This is a genomic window from Candidatus Nitrosotalea okcheonensis (assembly GCF_900177045.1).
GTDB lineage: Archaea > Thermoproteota > Nitrososphaeria > Nitrososphaerales > Nitrosopumilaceae > Nitrosotalea > Nitrosotalea okcheonensis.
The window spans coordinates 980,569-999,270 of record NZ_LT841358.1; the positions used below are offsets into that span (position 1 = coordinate 980,569).

Annotated in this window: 15 protein-coding genes and 2 rRNA genes; 11 read left to right on the forward strand and 6 right to left on the reverse strand. The window is 39.8% G+C overall.

Annotated features, from left to right (window positions below; translation table 11 throughout):
- Positions 1-84 precede the first annotated feature (84 nt).
- The 7 genes from BQ3481_RS05815 to BQ3481_RS05840 all read left to right on the forward strand — a co-directional run bounded on the left by BQ3481_RS05815 (position 85) and on the right by BQ3481_RS05840 (position 3,768).
- Positions 85-324 carry a hypothetical protein gene (locus BQ3481_RS05815; protein ID WP_157927426.1) on the forward strand — a complete coding sequence of 80 codons (240 nt, stop codon included), beginning with the start codon at positions 85-87 and terminating at the stop codon, positions 322-324.
- Between the two features lie 1,137 nt (positions 325-1,461).
- Positions 1,462-1,791, forward strand: coding sequence for a hypothetical protein (locus tag BQ3481_RS05820; RefSeq protein ID WP_157927427.1), 330 nt, complete (start codon positions 1,462-1,464; stop codon positions 1,789-1,791).
- 121 nt (positions 1,792-1,912) lie between these two features.
- Positions 1,913-2,035, forward strand: coding sequence for a hypothetical protein (locus BQ3481_RS11865; RefSeq protein ID WP_255408353.1), 123 nt, complete (start codon positions 1,913-1,915; stop codon positions 2,033-2,035).
- Complete coding sequence (locus BQ3481_RS05825; RefSeq protein ID WP_157927428.1) at positions 2,022-2,336, forward strand: winged helix-turn-helix domain-containing protein; 315 nt, start codon at positions 2,022-2,024, stop codon at positions 2,334-2,336. The genes BQ3481_RS11865 and BQ3481_RS05825 overlap by 14 nt, the downstream gene beginning before the upstream one ends.
- Positions 2,337-2,507: 171 nt before the next feature.
- Positions 2,508-2,882 (forward strand): hypothetical protein, encoded by a 375-nt coding sequence (locus BQ3481_RS05830; protein WP_157927429.1) that lies wholly within the window; start codon positions 2,508-2,510, stop codon positions 2,880-2,882.
- Between the two features lie 339 nt (positions 2,883-3,221).
- A complete protein-coding gene (locus tag BQ3481_RS05835; protein ID WP_157927430.1) occupies positions 3,222-3,425 on the forward strand; it encodes a hypothetical protein in 204 nt (67 codons plus the stop codon).
- A 148-nt stretch (positions 3,426-3,573) separates the two neighbouring features.
- Positions 3,574-3,768 carry a hypothetical protein gene (locus BQ3481_RS05840; protein WP_157927431.1) on the forward strand — a complete coding sequence of 65 codons (195 nt, stop codon included), beginning with the start codon at positions 3,574-3,576 and terminating at the stop codon, positions 3,766-3,768.
- 65 nt (positions 3,769-3,833) lie between these two features.
- On the opposite strand, the gene BQ3481_RS05845 is transcribed toward BQ3481_RS05840, so the two are convergent.
- Positions 3,834-5,021: a hypothetical protein gene (locus tag BQ3481_RS05845; RefSeq protein ID WP_157927432.1), complete on the reverse strand. Its 1,188-nt coding sequence runs from the start codon at positions 5,019-5,021 to the stop codon at positions 3,834-3,836.
- A gap of 189 nt (positions 5,022-5,210) precedes the next feature.
- Between BQ3481_RS05845 and BQ3481_RS05850 the strand changes: the two genes are divergently transcribed.
- Together BQ3481_RS05850 and BQ3481_RS05855 are read left to right on the forward strand one after the other, a co-directional pair.
- Positions 5,211-5,546, forward strand: coding sequence for a winged helix-turn-helix domain-containing protein (locus tag BQ3481_RS05850; RefSeq protein ID WP_157927433.1), 336 nt, complete (start codon positions 5,211-5,213; stop codon positions 5,544-5,546).
- A gap of 269 nt (positions 5,547-5,815) precedes the next feature.
- A complete protein-coding gene (locus BQ3481_RS05855; protein WP_157927434.1) occupies positions 5,816-5,974 on the forward strand; it encodes a hypothetical protein in 159 nt (52 codons plus the stop codon).
- Between the two features lie 310 nt (positions 5,975-6,284).
- Here BQ3481_RS05855 and BQ3481_RS05860 read toward each other — a convergent pair whose 3' ends face one another.
- From BQ3481_RS05860 to BQ3481_RS05870, 3 genes are all read right to left on the reverse strand, one after another.
- A complete protein-coding gene (locus BQ3481_RS05860; protein ID WP_162287752.1) occupies positions 6,285-8,717 on the reverse strand; it encodes a fibronectin type III domain-containing protein in 2,433 nt (810 codons plus the stop codon).
- A 1,218-nt stretch (positions 8,718-9,935) separates the two neighbouring features.
- Positions 9,936-13,625, reverse strand: a 23S ribosomal RNA gene (locus BQ3481_RS05865).
- Positions 13,626-13,776: 151 nt separating this feature from the next.
- Positions 13,777-15,246: ribosomal RNA gene (locus tag BQ3481_RS05870) — 16S ribosomal RNA — on the reverse strand.
- The 16S and 23S rRNA genes sit together here, the layout of an rRNA operon.
- 306 nt (positions 15,247-15,552) lie before the next feature.
- Here BQ3481_RS05870 and BQ3481_RS05875 point away from each other — a divergent pair.
- On the forward strand, positions 15,553-16,866 hold the full coding sequence (locus BQ3481_RS05875; RefSeq protein ID WP_157927436.1) for an aspartate aminotransferase family protein: 1,314 nt from the start codon (positions 15,553-15,555) through the stop codon (positions 16,864-16,866).
- Between the two features lie 218 nt (positions 16,867-17,084).
- Here BQ3481_RS05875 and BQ3481_RS05880 read toward each other — a convergent pair whose 3' ends face one another.
- Positions 17,085-17,492: a putative toxin-antitoxin system toxin component, PIN family gene (locus tag BQ3481_RS05880; RefSeq protein WP_157927437.1), complete on the reverse strand. Its 408-nt coding sequence runs from the start codon at positions 17,490-17,492 to the stop codon at positions 17,085-17,087.
- Between the two features lie 16 nt (positions 17,493-17,508).
- Positions 17,509-17,733 carry a hypothetical protein gene (locus BQ3481_RS05885; protein ID WP_157927438.1) on the reverse strand — a complete coding sequence of 75 codons (225 nt, stop codon included), beginning with the start codon at positions 17,731-17,733 and terminating at the stop codon, positions 17,509-17,511.
- A gap of 431 nt (positions 17,734-18,164) precedes the next feature.
- Here BQ3481_RS05885 and BQ3481_RS05890 point away from each other — a divergent pair, with 431 nt between their 5' ends.
- Positions 18,165-18,662, forward strand: coding sequence for a PEFG-CTERM sorting domain-containing protein (locus tag BQ3481_RS05890; RefSeq protein WP_157927439.1), 498 nt, complete (start codon positions 18,165-18,167; stop codon positions 18,660-18,662).
- Positions 18,663-18,702 lie beyond the last annotated feature (40 nt).

Sequence of the window (18,702 nt, forward strand, 5' to 3'; positions counted from 1 at the left end):
GATCGATCTTATCGACAACTTTTATGGAATGAACTCGCCCAATGGTTAAATTCGATACATCATATTTTATAGATGTGAAAGTATTTGAAAAAGCCATCAAGGTTAACTGATTCTCAATCAGATGAGATGATAATAGATTATAACAGAGCAGTAGCAATAGCAAGAAAGTTTCTCGAGCAATATCACTCATCAATCATATTCAAGTCAGCATATAATGATAAAAAAACTTGGATGGTTTCTATGGAGGTAGGATTATTGGATGACGACATAATTGAAGTTGCAATAGATGCAAAAACTGGCAAGATATTAGGATATTCCCACTAGTGAAAGACAATTCGCTATCGATACATAGACCTGAAGAATAACAGAACATGACTGGATTTAGGAATCCAACGTGTCCAAGAATTTTGACACAGGTTTGACATACGAAAACTCTTCCAATCCATTTCTTATTGATTGTGTAATTTTATATCGAGAATTTCTAGGTAAAGTTTTTAATATTTCATTTAGGCATTCAGGATGTTTATAGCAGTCATAAAGGCTACAATTGTATTTTTTTTCTAATTGCGATAGAACCTTGTGATAGATTTCAACACCATAACCTAAAAGCGCACTTTCTACTGACACAGATACTAGTGCAACTCTTGCTGCATCATTACCACAGTTACCTTGATAGAATAAGACTGGTTTTTGGTACTTGGCCACAATACTAGATATATCATTTACTTACTTAAGTTACCATGTAAAATTCTTCTAGTACATTATTACGTGGTAGATAAAGTAAATGGAGAACATCAAGTGACGCTATGCAAGACAGACAACAATTTTTCAAATCTACAGATCAAGGTAGATATGATAAAGTCAGAGAGAATCTAGTGTTAATAATTCTTGAAAAAACTCTTGTTAGTGCACAAATCTATCACAAGGTTCTATCGCAATTAGAAAAAAAATACAATTGTAGCCTTTATGACTGCTATAAACATCCTGAATGCCTAAGTACGATACTAAAAGACCAACATAATAATTCATACAAGAGTATAACGAGATCAATAAACCAACAGTTAGACATATTTGCGGATGCAAAATCTATCATAACATTCCTCCAAGCCTTTAATCATTAGTCACTACAGTATTTCATCATCAACTGTAATCCATGTGACATTACATAAAAATAAGTTAGAACAAAATTACATAAAAAATATTTAGGAAGTTTTACGCAAATTCAAATAACATTTGTGACACATCATAAAATGTTGAACCTATGCTGTGATATTTGTTGGGAGGACATTGAAGAGATCGATATCGATACGGAATTTAATTCCGATGGAAGTATTGTATGTTTCAATTGTCAATCTAACTCTGGAGGTATGTGAGCCTCAAGATCAAATTTCTATGGAGTTTTCAAATATCAAGCGTTCCAATGGGTCGTATTTTTTTTCCATAAATTCCATTTTTTTTATTGTGTTATTTTTTTACATTTTATCACTCTCAGAGGCCTATGGAGATTCAGGTACAACAAATTCTTCCTCGTACAGTTTTAGCAATATAACATGTTCCGAAGGGATTGGCAACGTGTTGCTAATAGGACAATTTAACAATAATGACACATTTTACAGAGTAATTTTTTTGAAAATGTTGATACAGGGTAAAGATGGTCAGGTCCTTGCCACTGGTAATGGAAATATATCAGATGTCAAACCACATGAAACAAAAATCTTTAATGCAATAACCAGGTTTAGTGGCGATTTTTCTTCATGTACAATTCAAATCGATAGTGTAATACAAAAATAAATTGATACAAAACTAGCATAGAAATAATATCGTTTGACATGCATAAAGTATCATCGCTAATCACATCTATCAACAGATATGGAGATATGACATACGATAATCCTTTAAAAAATGAAATTTCATGAATAGCATAACAATAATCATGGATTTTGAATACATCATAAAACTAGAAGACAGATACATGTTATTCATACGATTTATTTTAATAAAAAAATCCAAGATAGTCAACATTGAAGCATCATAATGGATTGAACATAATCAGAAGGATGCTAGAATCAGCAAGACAGGGAGCAACCAAATCTAGGATAATGCATGACGCGTATCTTTCTTCTGAAAAAACAAGCGTATACCTAAAATTATTGCAAGAAAATAAGCTATTAAGATGCGAACTTGGCAACAGGGTATATCATACCACTGAGAAAGGATTCCAGTTACTTGATGAATCTAACGAACTAAATGAATTTTTATACAAAGTAGATCCCATATTCTCAGATTTGGACTCTTTAGGGGAATTTTCTGATCAGTTTAATGAACCAAGGGAATAACATACGATACAATTTAACAAGATATCATCACAACCTAAGGCAAGGAATTAATGAGTTTCACACACAATTCAATAGATCATTATAAAAAATGAAAAATCTAATAAAATTAGAAACGGAGATCTAGAAGATTTTTGCATGGCAACTTAAATAAATTAATGTCATATGAAAATTATGCAAGATATCATACCAACAGATATGCAACAGTTATCGCAAGATGTAATCTGGAAGGTATGGGCAAAAGGTGAAATTTTTGCAGGAAATGATCCAGTTTTTTGGCGAAGAGATGTATGTGGTGCCTGGATCTTTCGTAGCCATTACGGTAGAAAAGATTCGGAATACGGATGGGTGATAGACCGCATAAACCCAATGGTAGAGAGCGATATTGATACCATTTCAAATCTACGTCCCGTACAATGGGAAAATACGATACGAAAAACAGATGGTACCATAGAATGTAGCATAACCTCAACTGGTGTTCATAATGACAAACCAACTGAAAATGTGATAATCGCAGAACTCCAAAATGCATATTTTATAGATTTGTAAATCCCATAGTGAAAACATTTCTGAATTTTATCACTTTGAAATAGGACATGTTTGTTCAAGGTTTTCAGTCTAGTACATAATACAGATTAAAAATATGGATTGTACATCAAATAAATAACAAGAATCATTTCAACCATCAAGATATATACATATTTGAGAGGGTTGTTCCAGAATCACATTTCAAAAACACGAATTATAACAATCAATAAAAAATTACAGATTTGTATTAGTAATAATTTTTACATATGCAATGCACCTAATGGTTAAATCATACGGATCATATTTACATATGTGCAGGAATACCTCCGAAGCAATATGGATAGAGGTGATTTTTTAACAGTGAGTGTCGATGAAAAAATACGTAATGCAATACAAGTAGCTAGAAAGTTTTTAGAACAATACAACTCACCAGTGATATTCAAATCTGCCGTCCTCAACGACTGCATATGTGAGATTGTCATGGATGTTGGTTTAGCGCATGAAAAAATTGTTCAGGTAAAGATCAATATCGTTACTGGTACAATAATTGAATATACACAGTAAATTGCAGTGTTGATGTTTTCTACGTTCATGTAAAAATTAATTTTATCAAAACAGATCATTTTCTGGATCTTTACGTATGATTCATCGAGAACATTATTACTATAAATTGATGAATAAAGCTAATTTACCAACATTTTTTGTAAAAATCATGTCAATTTTTACCAAAGGTGAAAGGGTACGCATAATAGAACCAGAAAGAAATTCGGATAAGATTTACATCATAAAGGATATCAAAAAATACAGAAAAGGTGGAATGCTATACCTGCTGAAAATGCTTGATGAAAGCCATGTTTTGCGTCTCCATTACGAGAACAGCAAGTCACTTCTTGAAAGAATTTGCTAGAGTTGTTATTTTCATAACACAAACGTTAACAACAATCATTTAAACAAAATTTAGAAAACGTAAACCTAGGATTGTACATAAATAGAAAGTGTCATGCTTTGTGAGAGATTTGTTACCGATATAACCCAATTACCAGTCTCATAAGACTGGGAGATTGAGAAGAATAGCGCATAGGTTCCATCAGAGTTTGTGGTAGTAGTAACCGTATGAGTCTGTCCAGATGGACTTGTAAAGATTCCAGATACCGTAGTACTAGGCTGTCCTGTTCCAGACACCTGAATCAAATTGCCTCTATTATAAATGCCCTTGTCAGTCTGGGCAGTAAACGTATACGAGCTAGTTGATGAGATACCCGAGCCGACATTGATAGAAAGGGACTTGGTTTGACCTAGATTTGTCACAATTATGCTCCAGTTTCCTGTTTCATATGGCTGAGAAGGTGAGAAGAACATAACATAAGATCCATCAGATTGAATGGTAGTTGCAGTAGAGTATGTTTTGCCAGTAGGGCTTGTGAGTACACCAGTAATTGAGGTGTTTGCTGGTCCTGCTCCCAACACCTGGATAAAATCACCATTATTGTAGACAGTCTTATCAGTCTGTGCAGTAAAAATATTGTGACTTGCAGTAGTAGATGTGGTTGAATTCGGTGTCATTATGGAAAGTGATTGTAAGCTTGACTGTTGATCTGAGATAACTTTAACTTGATAATTCCCAGCAGGTAGTGCACTGGAGAGTTGCATCGTATACAATACTTTTCCAGTCGAGTCAGACCATGTTGTTTTGTGCAGGACTACAAATCCAGTATTATCAAGCAATTCTACATCTACAATTTTTTGTGGATTTGCACCAATTGCAGTGATTTGTACTGCATCAGTTTGTAGATAGATTGACTTGTCTAAAATAATTGCAAGTGATGTAGGTGGTGTAGTCGATGGAGGAGACGATACAGGTTGTTGCGTTGTGTTACTTTTTGATTCAAGATCAGTTAATTTTCCATTAATGTCTGCAACATTGTTTTTTACAGTATCAAGGGTAGTCAAGATATTGCTCATAGAACCTATCTGTGAATTTATCGAGTCAACTTGCGATTTTAATGAATCAAGTTCTGCAGTATAATCAGGTATTTTTACCTGTTCTGGTTTTGCTTGAATCTGTGTGTTTATAGTCAAGATTCCATATACTGCTGCAGATGTTGCAAGCAAAGTCAATACGCCAAGTGTTATGATTGCATAGTCTCTTAACACATGCAATATTTTACCTCCGAAATATATAGGAGATACTACTCTATTATCAGATTCAAAATAATAGAATAATCATTAATTATATTTTCTCAAAAGTTGATACATGTTATTAAATTTGGCTCAGCAGTAACAGGTATCATTCTAAGATAAAATTTTTCGATCATAGATAATAGCAAGACTGCAACAAAGTAGATTTCAATGCCATCATCAAATACACAGGAGAATGATGAATCTGTTAGTACACCATTCCTGAAACATCAATACCGGACATCGTTCGGTATAACTTGGGACATTTTACGAGCATGTATGGAAGCAGGTATTGATGGCATATCTGTATTCAAGATATCTCAGAAGGCAAACCTGTCACACAGTGTAGTTGTAGATAATTGTCGGAGACTAACTAATGTTGGTATTATCAAAACTAACAGAATCAAAAAAAAATATATTTTTACAATCACAGAAAAAGGGATAAAGTTCTTTTATGAACTTGAAAAATTCCATGATACAATAAAAGAAATAAACATCAGGTACTAGAGTCATCCAGTCGGTATGTTTCAACCATGTCTTCTACGGTACATGGTTCTTCAATGTCCAATTCTAATTCTTCAAAGCCTTTCCACCATGGAATCAATCTTTTCACATATAGTAACCATCGTTTATAGATCTGCCGATCTGTTTCTATGAAAGATGATTTCATATTTTATACATTTTAGAAGTTTAACATTGGTGTGCAGTGTACAGAAAAATTATTCTAGAACTTTGTACCAACAGCTTAAGATATACTCACCACATAGAAAATGTCATTGCCAAGAAAAGAGTACAAGACAATAACAGTAAAAGTAGAATCACATGCAAAATTTCTAAGAGCAATCAAGGAAGCAAAAAAAGCATATTCCGGAATTGACAATAGTGAATTCCTAGATTTACTGGTAGACATGTATAAGAAATCCAAAGCCCAATAATATGACAATCGGACATCTCATGAAAAATAGATTCTAGTTGATCTTTTCCCAGAAGAGATGGACTTTGGTCCAGATCTTACATGGAAATTAAGACAGCATTTGCATTCCTTTTGGATACATTCCTGCTCTGTGTAATGTCCACATATGCCACAGTCACAGTGTACATGGATTCGTTCTACACTACTCAATTTCTTACTATATTAGTACAAACCAAGATAAAAATGATCGCTCTATGATTCTAATGTGAATTCTAGCGTAAAAGGTCTAAAACCTCTTTTGGTGGTTTTATGTGCTAAAATTTCAAGCAAAATTAAGATGTGTTTTTGTATACAGCTGTAAGATAGGCATTAGACGACAAAGATATAGTCCTAGGATTCACTGACGAACCGGTATCTAGCCAATAATTGAATGTATCATTGCCAAAGCTGCCCATTCCTATTGTATACTGGGATCCACCCTGAAGATCAAATGAACAAGGCGTAAAACCTGTTGCCACTAACTGACCATTAGAATTGTGCAATTCACAGTACATGCCTGTCAGAGTCTGTCCTGTTGTAAACTGTGATGTTACAGTTAGTTTGGCTATGATGCTTGTACTCGCAGATGCAGTGTTTGATGGCATGCTTGTTCCTACCTGGTATATTGCAGAAACGCGGTATGTATATGTCGTATTTTGAATCAATTGAGTATCCACATATGATGTTACAGTACTGCCAGTGTTTGATTTGACAGTAAACCAAGAGGTGCCACCGTTATTTGACCTTTCAATTTTGTATCCTGTGACCAACTTGCCGGTGTCAGATGGTGCATTCCAGTTTAGAATTATCTTTGATGATGAAATACCGGTAGCAGTCAAACCAGTTGGAGATGGGAGTAGATTACTTACGGTCTGATTTGCTGCGGCACTTGCAGGGTTTACAGCAGACATGGCTAACGGCGTGGCAGTGTTTATCTCAGCTATTGCAGTCTGGTTGGCAATATTTATTTCAGAAAGCGCTGCTTGTGTGGCTGTATTTATTTCTGCGATAGACGTTGGAGTAGCAATATTAATTTCTGCAATGGCAGTCTGGTTGGCTGTCTTTATTTTCAAGATAGCTTTTTGAGCAACAGTATTAATTCCTGAGATGGCAGTCTGGTTTACTTGGCGTATTCCAGAAATGGCGGTCTGAGCAACAGTATCCTTGGTGGATGTTGCTTTCTGGTTTGCTGATATTACTGAAGAGACTGCAGTCTGGGATGCTGTGTTCACTGCAGAGTTGGCATTCTGAGCAGCTATGTTTACTGTCGAGATTGCTTGTGGAGTGAGAGACATCATGGTTGATGTTGCTTTTTGATTTACTGTTGTTACTGTAGATATGGCAGCCTGGTTGGCTGTAGTTATTGCAGAGACCACTGCCGGTGTAGCTACTTCATTAATTCCTGCAATGGCAGTCTTGTTGGCTGTAGTTATTGCAGAGACAGCAATTGGTGTTGCAGTATTAATTCCTGAGATGGCAGTCTGGTTTACTTGGCGTATTCCAGAAATGGCGGTCTGAGCAACAGTATCCTTGGTGGATGTTGCCGTCTGGTTTGCTGATATTACTGAAGAGACTGCAGTCTGGGATGCTGTGTTCACTGCAGAGTTGGCATTCTGAGCAGCTATGTTTACTGTCGAGATTGCTCGTTGTATGGCATTATTAATAGTAGATGTAGTATTTTGACCAGAAGTAGCAATCGTAGATGATGACGTCTGATTTGCAGTAGCAACTGCCATCATACCTGTCTGGTTAGCTGCGATTACTACGGATGTTGCAATTGGTGTAACAGTGATAACATTTGGATCGTTTGTCTGGTTAGCCAAGTTTATTTCTGCAAGAGCTGCCTGGGTTGCAGTATTCATTTCTTCAAATGATGCCAGGATGGCTGTATTTATTTCTGCGATAGACGTTGGAGTAGCAATATTAATTTCTGCAATGGCAGTCTGGTTGGCTGTGTTTATTTCAGAAATAGTTATCGGTGTAGCAATACCTAACTCCGAAATGGCCATCTGATTGACTTGATTTATTCCGGACAAACCTGCTTGAGCTACAGAATTTTTAGTAGAAGTAAGAAGAAGATCAGCTGTGTTTACTGTTGAAATAGATGTCTTGGATGCAGTGTTCACTGCAGAGTTGGCATTCTGAGCAGCTGTGTTTACTGTTGAAATAGTGATGGGAGTAAAAGTCGCTATAGTTGAAGTAGCTGCTGCATTGGCTGTGGTAATTGCAAAGATAGATTCTTGGTTAGATGTATTTATTGCAGAAACCACTACCGGTGTAGCTGCATTAATTTCTTCAATGGCAGTCTTGTTGGCGGTGGTAATTGCAGAGACCGCAATGGGGATAACAGTATTAATTCCTGAGATGGCAGTCTGGTTTACTTGGCGTATTCCAGAAATGGCGGTCTGAGCAACAGTATCCTTGGTGGATGTTGCCGTCTGGTTTGCTGATATTACTGAAGAGACTGCAGTCTGGGATGCTGTGTTCACTGCAGAGTTGGCATTCTGAGCAGCTGTGTTTACCGAATTGACAGCATCCTGAGAAGCTTTCTTTATTTCGGAGATTGCTACTGGAACAGTGGTTGTTATAGTTGATGTAGCTTTTTGATTTGCTGCCGTTACAGCAGAGCTGGCTGTTTTACTAGCTGTTACTACTGTTGAAATGGCAGTATTTGAAACAGTAGAGATAGTAGGATCTACCTGTGCATATGCATCGAATGCGAACATGCCAAGTGATGATAACATACCATAAACGAAGAATATTGCAAGGATCTGTTTTTTGTTGTCAATTATTTTTCTGGTGTTTAGATTCAGAGTATTCTTACCTCAACTAGACCATATGTCCGAATATATATATCAGTCAACTAAGAATTTTCTAGAACAATTTATTACCGATCTTTGGGAAAATATTGAATGATGTAACGTTTTTATGATTTCAGATCATATCTGTCGAATTTTTATTATTTGTAAGTACATGATTAAGTTTGAAGTGTCACCTCAAAATCCAATTTTGAAGTCTGATTTAAATTTCATCGAAGCTACATACGACCACATTTCATTTCAGGTTGAATTTTGTTTAAAGAAAAACATTGAAAATTAGCGACTACATCGCATTAGTTAGGTTTCATTAGTTAGGTTTCATTAGTTAGGTTTCAAAACAGAACTAACCCACCCCCGGGCGATCCTGTCTAGGAAAGCATCTACAAGCTCACCTCAGAACAAAAAAGAAATTACAAAATAAGATCACTTCCAAGTACACTAAAGGATGTCTTGGAATCCTTAAAAAGTGACCAAAAGTTCCTGGAGCATGTATTCACCAAAGGATTTTCTTGATACTTACATATCGATAAAATATGTAGAGCATGATATCTTTGCACAAACTCCAACTCCGTGAGAAGTTGCAATATATAGTGATGTGTAACTAGGCATTTGAAACAAACCCCTCTAGTTCTAAGGACATGATATTACACGTATTCATAAATTCCATATTGATTTCAACCAACATTGCAACACCTGAAGATACATCGTTCAGGTAAGAATGGCATGAGATAATTGTATAAACAAACAGGCAGTTGTGGTGCAAATATTTTATTCATGAAATCAGTGTACAAAGATCTGCATCACTAGTTTCCGGATTGAATTTCAGATGAATCACCAATGTAGTAAATCATGAGATTAATTCCAAAGACAAGTGTTGTGGTCAGTTTATCATTGAAGAATTTTTGTCATCAAAGGAATCCAAATTCTCAAGGTCAGTTATGAGTGAAAAATAAAAACCAACCAAGTGTTTCATATGTACATTGTGAATTTTTTGGGACCAAAATGTATGCAGTCCAATTCTACTAAAAATTTCATAGTTTACACTAGATACAAATTTCAAACAAGTGTATAAAATTAAAGATATGACGTATGATTTCGTCGCGTATAGTCTCTATGTATTATGACTGACTGATGTATTGGGTTGTTAGTAACAGCCAGCTCGCCCCTCGGCGAACCTTGGGGCATACACTGCTGTTCTATCAAAGCAGTCTTCTGCTGCCACCCTTTGTCTTACGACCGGATACCTTTTCTCAGGATAGGTTTCCTCCTTAGATGCTTTCAGGAGTTAGCCTAAATGGCTTAGCTGCACGGCCTGCCTTATCAGACAACCGTTAAACCAGAGGCCACGCTGCTCTGTTCCTCTCGTACTCGGAGCAACTTCCCCTCAAGTATCCACGCTTCCATCAGGCAGAGTCCGACCTGTCTCACGACGGTCTAAACCCAGCTCATGTTCCCCTTTAATAGGCGAGCAGCCTCACCCTTGGCCCCTGCTGCAGGGCCAGGATGGGAAAAGCCGACATCGAGGTACCAAACCGCGGGGTCGATAGGAGCTCTCGCCCGCGACGAGCCTGTTATCCCTGGGGTAATTTTTCTGTCACCACGAGCCCCCAATAGTGGGGACGTCATGGATCGCTAGGCCCGAATTTCTTCTCTGAATCCCGTGCGTTTGGAGATCCAGTCAGTCCAGTTTGTGGCCTTGCCCTCTTCAACGGATTTCTGACCCGTTTGAACTGAACTTTGGGCCCCTTTGATATCTTTTCAAAGGGGTGCCGCCCCAGCCGAACTGCCCACCTGCACCTGTCCCCCAAATTAATGGGGTAAGCAGTACGAAGGAAAATGACTGGTGTTACACTTTTGCTTCCAATGCCCCCGAAAAGGCATTAGCATGGCTACCAGTTACTCTATGCAATTTCCACCATACCGCAAGCACAAGCTGCAGTAAAACTCCACGGGGTCTTCTCTCCCCGATGGAAGATGCTGGACTGTTCGTCCAGCTTATGTGGCTTCACCGGGTTGTAGGCGGGGACAGCGGGGCCCTCGTTGTTCCATTCATGCACGTCGGAACTTACCCGACAAGGCATTTGGCTCACTTCTGTTACTTAGTGACCTTGATTGTTTGGAAACAAATCGAGGCGAGTTTGCATTTGCAAACCTCCCTACATCGCTGCAGGGGTCGGACTATATCTTAATCATTTTCAATGATTTCTGGCATGTAGTCTCTGAGGATTCTAAAAAGCGCGGTTTGACCTTTCTATTCATTGACCAACAAAGATTTGCAATGTCGGTCAAGCCTTCAATGGTCAGATGTTTTTTGTTTTCCATCAGTTCTAGTATTTCCCCGAAAATTTCAAGATCTTTTTTCTTCTTTGTTTGCAATTGATATTGTTTGAAGAACAAAACTATCTTTCTTAGATCTTCTAGTTTTCGTATTCGTAGTTCTTTTCTTGCACCATGATTCGTAACGACTTTTCCTGCTTGGAAGAATTGTTGTAATTCTTTTAATACAGACTCGTCACGCTCATGTTGAACAACGCGAAATTCGGGGAGTACTTGCCAACCAATAGACATCTCTGGTGATTTATTTATGGAAACGTGAAAGCATCCTTCGCCATCTACGAATCCACTAACCCAGCGCGCATCTAGTCTTTCCTGCTGATTATCTGCAGTCATGGCATTATCAGATTATTCAAAGATTTTAAGCTTTGAATAACCTAGCCTGACATTCTCAGACCTTCCAGCAAATAGCCAGATTTTACTAAGGCAATCCAAATTTGTTTTACCTTAAGAGAGTCAGAGTTACTCCCGGCGTTTACAGGCCCTTAGCTCAGTTGAACCCAAGTTTTAGGTACCTGCACTGGCCAGGATTCAGTGACTATACGCATCCTTTCGGACTAGCAGTCACCTGTGTTTTTATTAAACAGTCGGGACCCCCTTGTCACTGCGACCTGCGACGGCAATTCTACATTACCGCTGCAGGCATCCCTTATACCAAAGGTACAGGACTATTTTGCCGAGTTCCCTCGCCTACGGTATACCCGATACATCTTAGACTTCTCATCCAGCGCACCTGTGTCGGATCTCGGTACGATCATTATAAGACGCTCACTACGCAATTTTTCATGGTCTCTTGGACTCGAGCAAACTCAGCTAACGCCAAGCCATTTGCATCTCGAATTGGTTCTCGTCATTGCGACACTCCCCAACTCTTGAATACTTAGACAGAACGATGGTTCTGCAAGCCCTATCCGAAAGCGTATGCTAGATTATAACGCACCTATAAGGTACTTGAATATTAACAAGTTTCCCGTTCGATCAACTCTGTTGAGGTTGATCTTAGGATCGACTAACTCCCGGCTGACGACGCATTGCCGGGAAACCCTTACGCTTACGATGGTGGAGATTCTCACTCCACTATGCTGTTACTGCCGCCAGGATCTGCAATAGGAATCGGTCCACAGGATCTCACGACCCTGCTTCTACCCAATCCCTACGCCTAACTACCATGTGTTACCATATGATAACAATCTGAAGTATCGGTGCTTTGCTTTAGCCCCGTCCATTTTTGGGGCATCCAAGCTCGGCAGGTAAGCTGTTACGCACTTTTTAAAGGATAGCTGCTTCTGAGCTTACCTCCCTGCTGTCTTGGCTTAAATACGCCCTTCAGTTTGACACTTAGCAAAAACTTGGGGACCTTAACTTCAGTCTGGGTTGTCCCCCTCTTGATTACGAGCCTTACGCCACGTAAATCCGTCTCTTTGCTTCTACGACGCACATCTCTTCGGAGTTTGAATGGGCAGCGAAAGATTTCTCTCCCGACATGCCCTATCGGTGCTCTACAAGACACGCTGTCTCCACAAAGGCTGTACTGCGATACACTTCGTTAGGAACTAGCGATCACCAGACTAGATTGGTTTTTGACCCCTATCCCCAAATCAGACAAACAAATTGCACGTTAGAACTGCTTCAGACCTCCATCAGGCTTTCGCCCAACTTCGTCTTGTTCAGGGATAGATCGTCTGGTTTCTAGCCTTGCCGCTATGACTCTACGCACTTTCACACGCTTCCCCTCGTTATTCACTGCGGGAACTTGGTTTCCCTTCGCCTCCATCTTTAAAGATTTAGGCTCGCCATAACAGTAAGCTCCCTGGCCCGTGTTTCTAGACGGAACGCATGACACTGGAGCTATGAACGCCAGACCTTCAGCTCTATTGCTAGAACCTCCAATCTGACAAAAACTCCTTTCATGCCATGCACGTCTGTAACCAATAGATTTCAGGCACTTTTCACCCCCCTTCCGGGGTACTTTTCAGCTTTCCCTCGCGGTACTACTCCGCTATCGGTCTTGAGAAATATTTAGCCTTAGATGCTACTTTCACCTATATTCATTGCCCACTACCAAGGACAACTACTCGAGTCATAGTAAGATCCTCTCTTCCATCGCTCACGGGGGTATCACCTTCTTTGCCAGGCCTTTCCAGGCCACTTAAGCTCCGATTTGAGGATCGTAATACCATAACAACACCACATCTCTACCATGTTACCATGGCAGATTCAGTTTGGGCTATTTCCTTTTCGCTCGCCGCTACTTGGGAAATCTCTGTTGATTTCTTTTCCACGTGGTACTCAGATGCTTCACTTCCCACGGTTCGATCTCAACTACCATTGTAATTGAGTATGCTTAACGCATCGGATTCCTATTCGGACATCTCAGGATCATAGGTCGCCTGCACCTACCCTAAGCTTATCGCAGCTTGCCACGTCCTTCATCTCTTCTCAAGCCAAGCCATCCCTCTATTGGCGTCGGCACATCAGCATATTCAGTCATAATATTACACGACTATACACGACGATCATTGCTAGTCCCAGGTTACGGGTACCAGCTACGTCCTTCACTAAACAATTTCTTGCCTAGTTGCATCTTTTTTTGAAGAAAGTGTGGACAATCCACACAACCCAATTATGTTTAAGGAGGTGATCCGACCGCAGGTTCCCCTACGGTCACCTTGTTACGACTTCTCCCTTGTTGCTAAACTCGTGTTCGATGACGTCAATTAGGCGTCACCTCGCACAAACCCAACTTCAATGAAGCGACGGGCGGTGTGTGCAAGGAGCAGGGACGTATTCACTGCGCGGTTATGACGCGCGGTTACTAGGGATTCCATATTCATGAGGGCGAGTTGCAGCCCTCAATCATAACTGAGATAGAGTTTAAGGATTGCCTCCCTCTTTCGAGTTCGGAACCCGTTGTCTCTATCATTGCAGCCCGCGTGTAGCCCCAGGGTTTCGGGGCATACTGACCTGCCGTGGCCCCCTCCTTCCTCCACTTCAGCAGTGGCGGTCCCCTTAGTTAGCCCAGCTACTCCTGAGAGTAACTGCAGCAACTAAGGGCAGGGATCTCGCTCGTTACCTGACTTAACAGGACACCTCACGGCACGAGCTGGCGACGGCCATGCACCTCCTCTCAGCTTGTCTGGTAAAGTCTTCAGCTTGACCTTCATTCTGCTGTCTCCCCGGGTAAGATTCCTGGCGTTGACTCCAATTGAACCGCAGGCTTCACCCCTTGTGGTGCTCCCCCGCCAATTCCTTTAAGTTTCAGACTTGCGTCCGTACTTCCCAGGCGGCAAACTTAACGGCTTCCCTGCGGCACTGCATTGGCCATAAGCCAATGCATCACCGAGTTTGCATCGTTTACAGCTGGGACTACCCGGGTATCTAATCCGGTTTGCTCCCCCAGCTTTCATCCCTCACCGTCGAACGTGTTCTGGCAGACCGCCTTCGCCACTGGTGGTCCTCAATGGATCAGAGGATTTTACCCCTACCCACTGAATACCGTCTGCCTCTCCCACTCCCTAGCTCTGTAGTATCTCCAGCGGCCCATCTGTTGAGCAGGTGGATTTAACCGAAGACTTGCAAAGCCGGCTACGGATGCTTTAGGCCCAATAAACGTCCTGACCACTCGAGGTGCTGGTATTACCGCGGCGGCTGACACCAGACTTGCCCACCCCTTATTCACCTGTGCTTTTAGGACAAGCAAAAGACTCCTTTATCAGGAATCACTCGGACTGACCCAGTCGTGCTTTCGCACATTGCTAAGGTTTCTCGCCTGCTGCGCCCCATAGGGCCTGGGTCCGTGTCTCAGTACCCATCTCCGGGCTTCTCCTCTCAGAGCCCGTACCTGTAATCGCCTTGGTGGGCCATTACCTCACCAACAAGCTGATAGGCCGCAGTCCCATCCCATGGCAGTAAACTGTTTGGACCATAAGCCATTCCAGGCACTATGATCTATCGTGGTTTATTCTCAGTTTCCCGAGGTTATCCACGTCCACGAGTTAGGTTGACTACGTGTTACTGAGCCGTCCGCCTTGTATTGCTACAATGACTCGCATGGCTTAGTACCAATCCGATAGCAGTCAGGTCCGGCAGGATCAACCGGATTCGTTTTGTTCGTACATTTTTCAGTACGCGTCGAAGTAAGACGTAATATTTATTGGAAATTGGTGGATTGCACACACTTTCTTCAAACTTCGGATAAGATCTTTTGATCAAACCCACATGTTGTATGCGTAACTGGAGGCCTGTGAATCACAAACTGGTATACTACCAAACATCATCACAAGCGCCGCCTTGCTGTTACGTATGCAAAAATGGGATCAAAGAGAAATAATATAAACTATGCAAAATCTTGCTTTTTTTACAATTTTTTTCCGATCACTAATATTAAACAATCAGTGATAATCTACAATTGTCTTCGGTCACAGATGCTTACAAAAAACATACTAAAAAATCTGCCAAGTTATTTGAGAGATCAAAAAAACTCCACGTTGGAGGAGTGTCACATAACATACGATTTTTTGAGCCATATCCATTTGTTACAAAATCTGCAAGAGGCAAGTACCTCATAGACGTAGATGACAACAAGTATACAGACTATTGGATGGGTCATTGGAGTTTAATTCTAGGACATGCAGCTCCAAAAGTTGCAGAGAAGGTCAAAAAACAAATCTCCAGCTGCTGGATGCACGGAACGGTAAACGAAAACACCATAGAATTTTCAGAGGTGATACAAGGATCAGTTCCAGTTGCAGAAAAAATTCGTTACGTATCTACAGGTACTGAGGCTACCATGTATGCAACAAGAATTGCAAGGGCAAAGACTGGAAAAAAAATAATCGCAAAAATTGACGGAGGATGGCACGGATACACAACCGATTTGTTAAAGTCAGTCAACTATCCATTTGACCAACCAGAGAGTGCAGGACTTACAGATGAATCTCACATAATTTCAATCCCGTACAACAATCTAGAAAAATCAACCTCAATTTTAGAATCTGTAAAAAATGATCTTGCTGGGGTTATAATAGAGCCAGTGCTTGGCGGTGCAGGCTGCATACCCGCAACAAAAGAATATCTCACAGGAATCCAGGAATTTATTCACAAAAATAATGCGCTCTATATCTTGGATGAAATTGTAACAGGATTCAGATTCAGATTTGGATGTCTTTACAATACAATGAGTCTTGATCCCGATATTGTAACACTGGGAAAAATTGTCGGTGGAGGATTTCCAATTGGAGTAATTTGTGGAAAAGAGGAAATGATGAAGATAATAGATACAAAATCAAACAACAGACAAGACAGATCATACATTGGAGGTGGAACATTTTCTGCAAATCCGTTGACAATGACATCAGGTAGAGCAATGCTAAAATTTTTAAAGAAAAATTCTATCCCAGTCTACAAAAAAATTGGAAGACTAGGGGAAAATGTACGAAATGGGCTATCAAAAATATTTCAGGACAAAGTGACAGTTACCGGCATGGGCTCTCTTTTTATGCCACATTTTTTGGCAAATGGGATAACACAGGTTACAAATGCGGAAGAAGCATCAAGATGCAATATAGAAATGCTCAAGAAATATCATTTTGAGTTGATTGCAAAGAATAGAATATTTTTCCTCCCAGGAAAACTGGGTGCCATATCGTATGTACACTCAGAGTCAGACATCAAAAACCTGCTTGAAGCTTCAAAGAAATTTACAGTTTCAATCAGAGACTAGGTTCTATCTTTCTCAAGAACATTTGGTAACAGATGTTAGCAATACGTCGAAACTTTGCCAAACAGAATAATCAAAAACATGACCCGTAAAAACAGCGTTAGTTGTCCAAGGGCATAACCAGAACTGTTGTGGACATCTTCCAAACTTTTATTTCAGAATGAAAAGGACTAGTTTCAACTACGCTACGACACTCAGAGAAGACATTTATCGTCAAATTTCTACGCTTCTAATATTTTTAACATATCGTTGGCTGTTACTATCTTTATTTTCCTAAATTTTTTTAGCGCAAGTAGGTCTTCATCTCCTGTTGCCAGATAACTAGCATGGCCATCATACGCAGCTGCCAAAATTGGATTGTCTTTATGATCTCTTACCACTCCAAGTCTAGATCTTACAGCAATCAGTTTTGAAGCAGGTACAAGATCTTGCAAGAATTGCGTAACCTCTTCCTTAGTTACATATTTTCGCATTCGTGGTTCTGCAGTTATTTTTACAAACTCTTCTATGATTTTTCTGGAGATGGCAATCTCAGGGTTTTTAGTCATGATGGCATTTAAGACTGCTCGTGGTTTTCCATTCGTTATTAGATCTGATATCAGTATGTTAGTATCAAGAACTATTCTCATAAAAACTAGTTCGAGGTTATTTCTTCCTATACTTCTGGACTATCTCGTTTATCTCGTGGTCAGACATTTTGCCATATTTTGCACTCCTCGCATCTACCTTCTGGTATATCGACTTTAGATCTTTCAGTATATCTGGAATATCCATCTTTTTCATTATAACTGCATCCTTGTAACCGTACACTAGGAGTTTTGTCTTGGGCTTAGGACCTAGTTTTATCCTCAATGATTGTGGTATTACCACTGCCCCTTCCCACTGACTACTGTGATGTCTTCTTCCTCATAGGTTGTAATGTTCTTCATACTATATTCTTACTTTCTTACCAAAAATAGTTGATGGTGTAAATCAAGAAGCAACCACGAAATTGAAAGATGATCTAGTACAGACAACAATATTTACTTTAGATTTCATACTAACATCTAGAGAAAAAAATACGAGTCTCTTTATGATGAGATCATAGAACAGGTGACAGTTTCATACACGGTTTTGTCTAATGAGTTACTAGACAATAGTCATCAAGAAAGATGTCTGGCAATACGTGATGTATATCTTGGTGCAGTGTCGGTATTAGGTCAGGATTCATCTAGAAAGAATACTCCTGTTAGAAGATTTCCCACTTGTTGGTTAAAATAATTAGCCAAACCCGTTAACTAGCAAGATAGTAAACCTCAGTCATGCTCAAGATAGTAATTGTTGCAGCAATAGTAATTTTGCTTGCTCCAATGGCAACATCTTCCTTTGCCCAAGAGTACAACAAGACCATTGCAGGGGTTGGAAAAGATGCAGGAGATGGAGCAAAAACATTTGATGTGCAATATTCATCTGTAAAGGACATAGTGAGTTCATCAGTAAGTGTAAAAGACAAGTCGGTTGACTTTGTTCTTGTAGGCAAAGCTGACACAAACAGTACCTTGATTCTAAAACTTCCAACAGGATTGATTAGTGGCCCATTTATTGGAGTTTTTGAAGACGGTCAGATAATAACAAACTATACTGCAACTAACGAGTCAGGGGATACAGTAGTATCAATACCAATTACTCCACTCTCTGAAAACATTTCCATTGTTGGAACAACTGTGGTGCCAGAATTTGGGCCAATAGCTGCCATAGTTTTAGCAGCCTCCATTGTAGCAATAGTTGCAATTACAAGACTTGGACCAATACGCCTGTAAATATACAGCAAGTTGGAAAAATTCCTTTCATTTTATTATA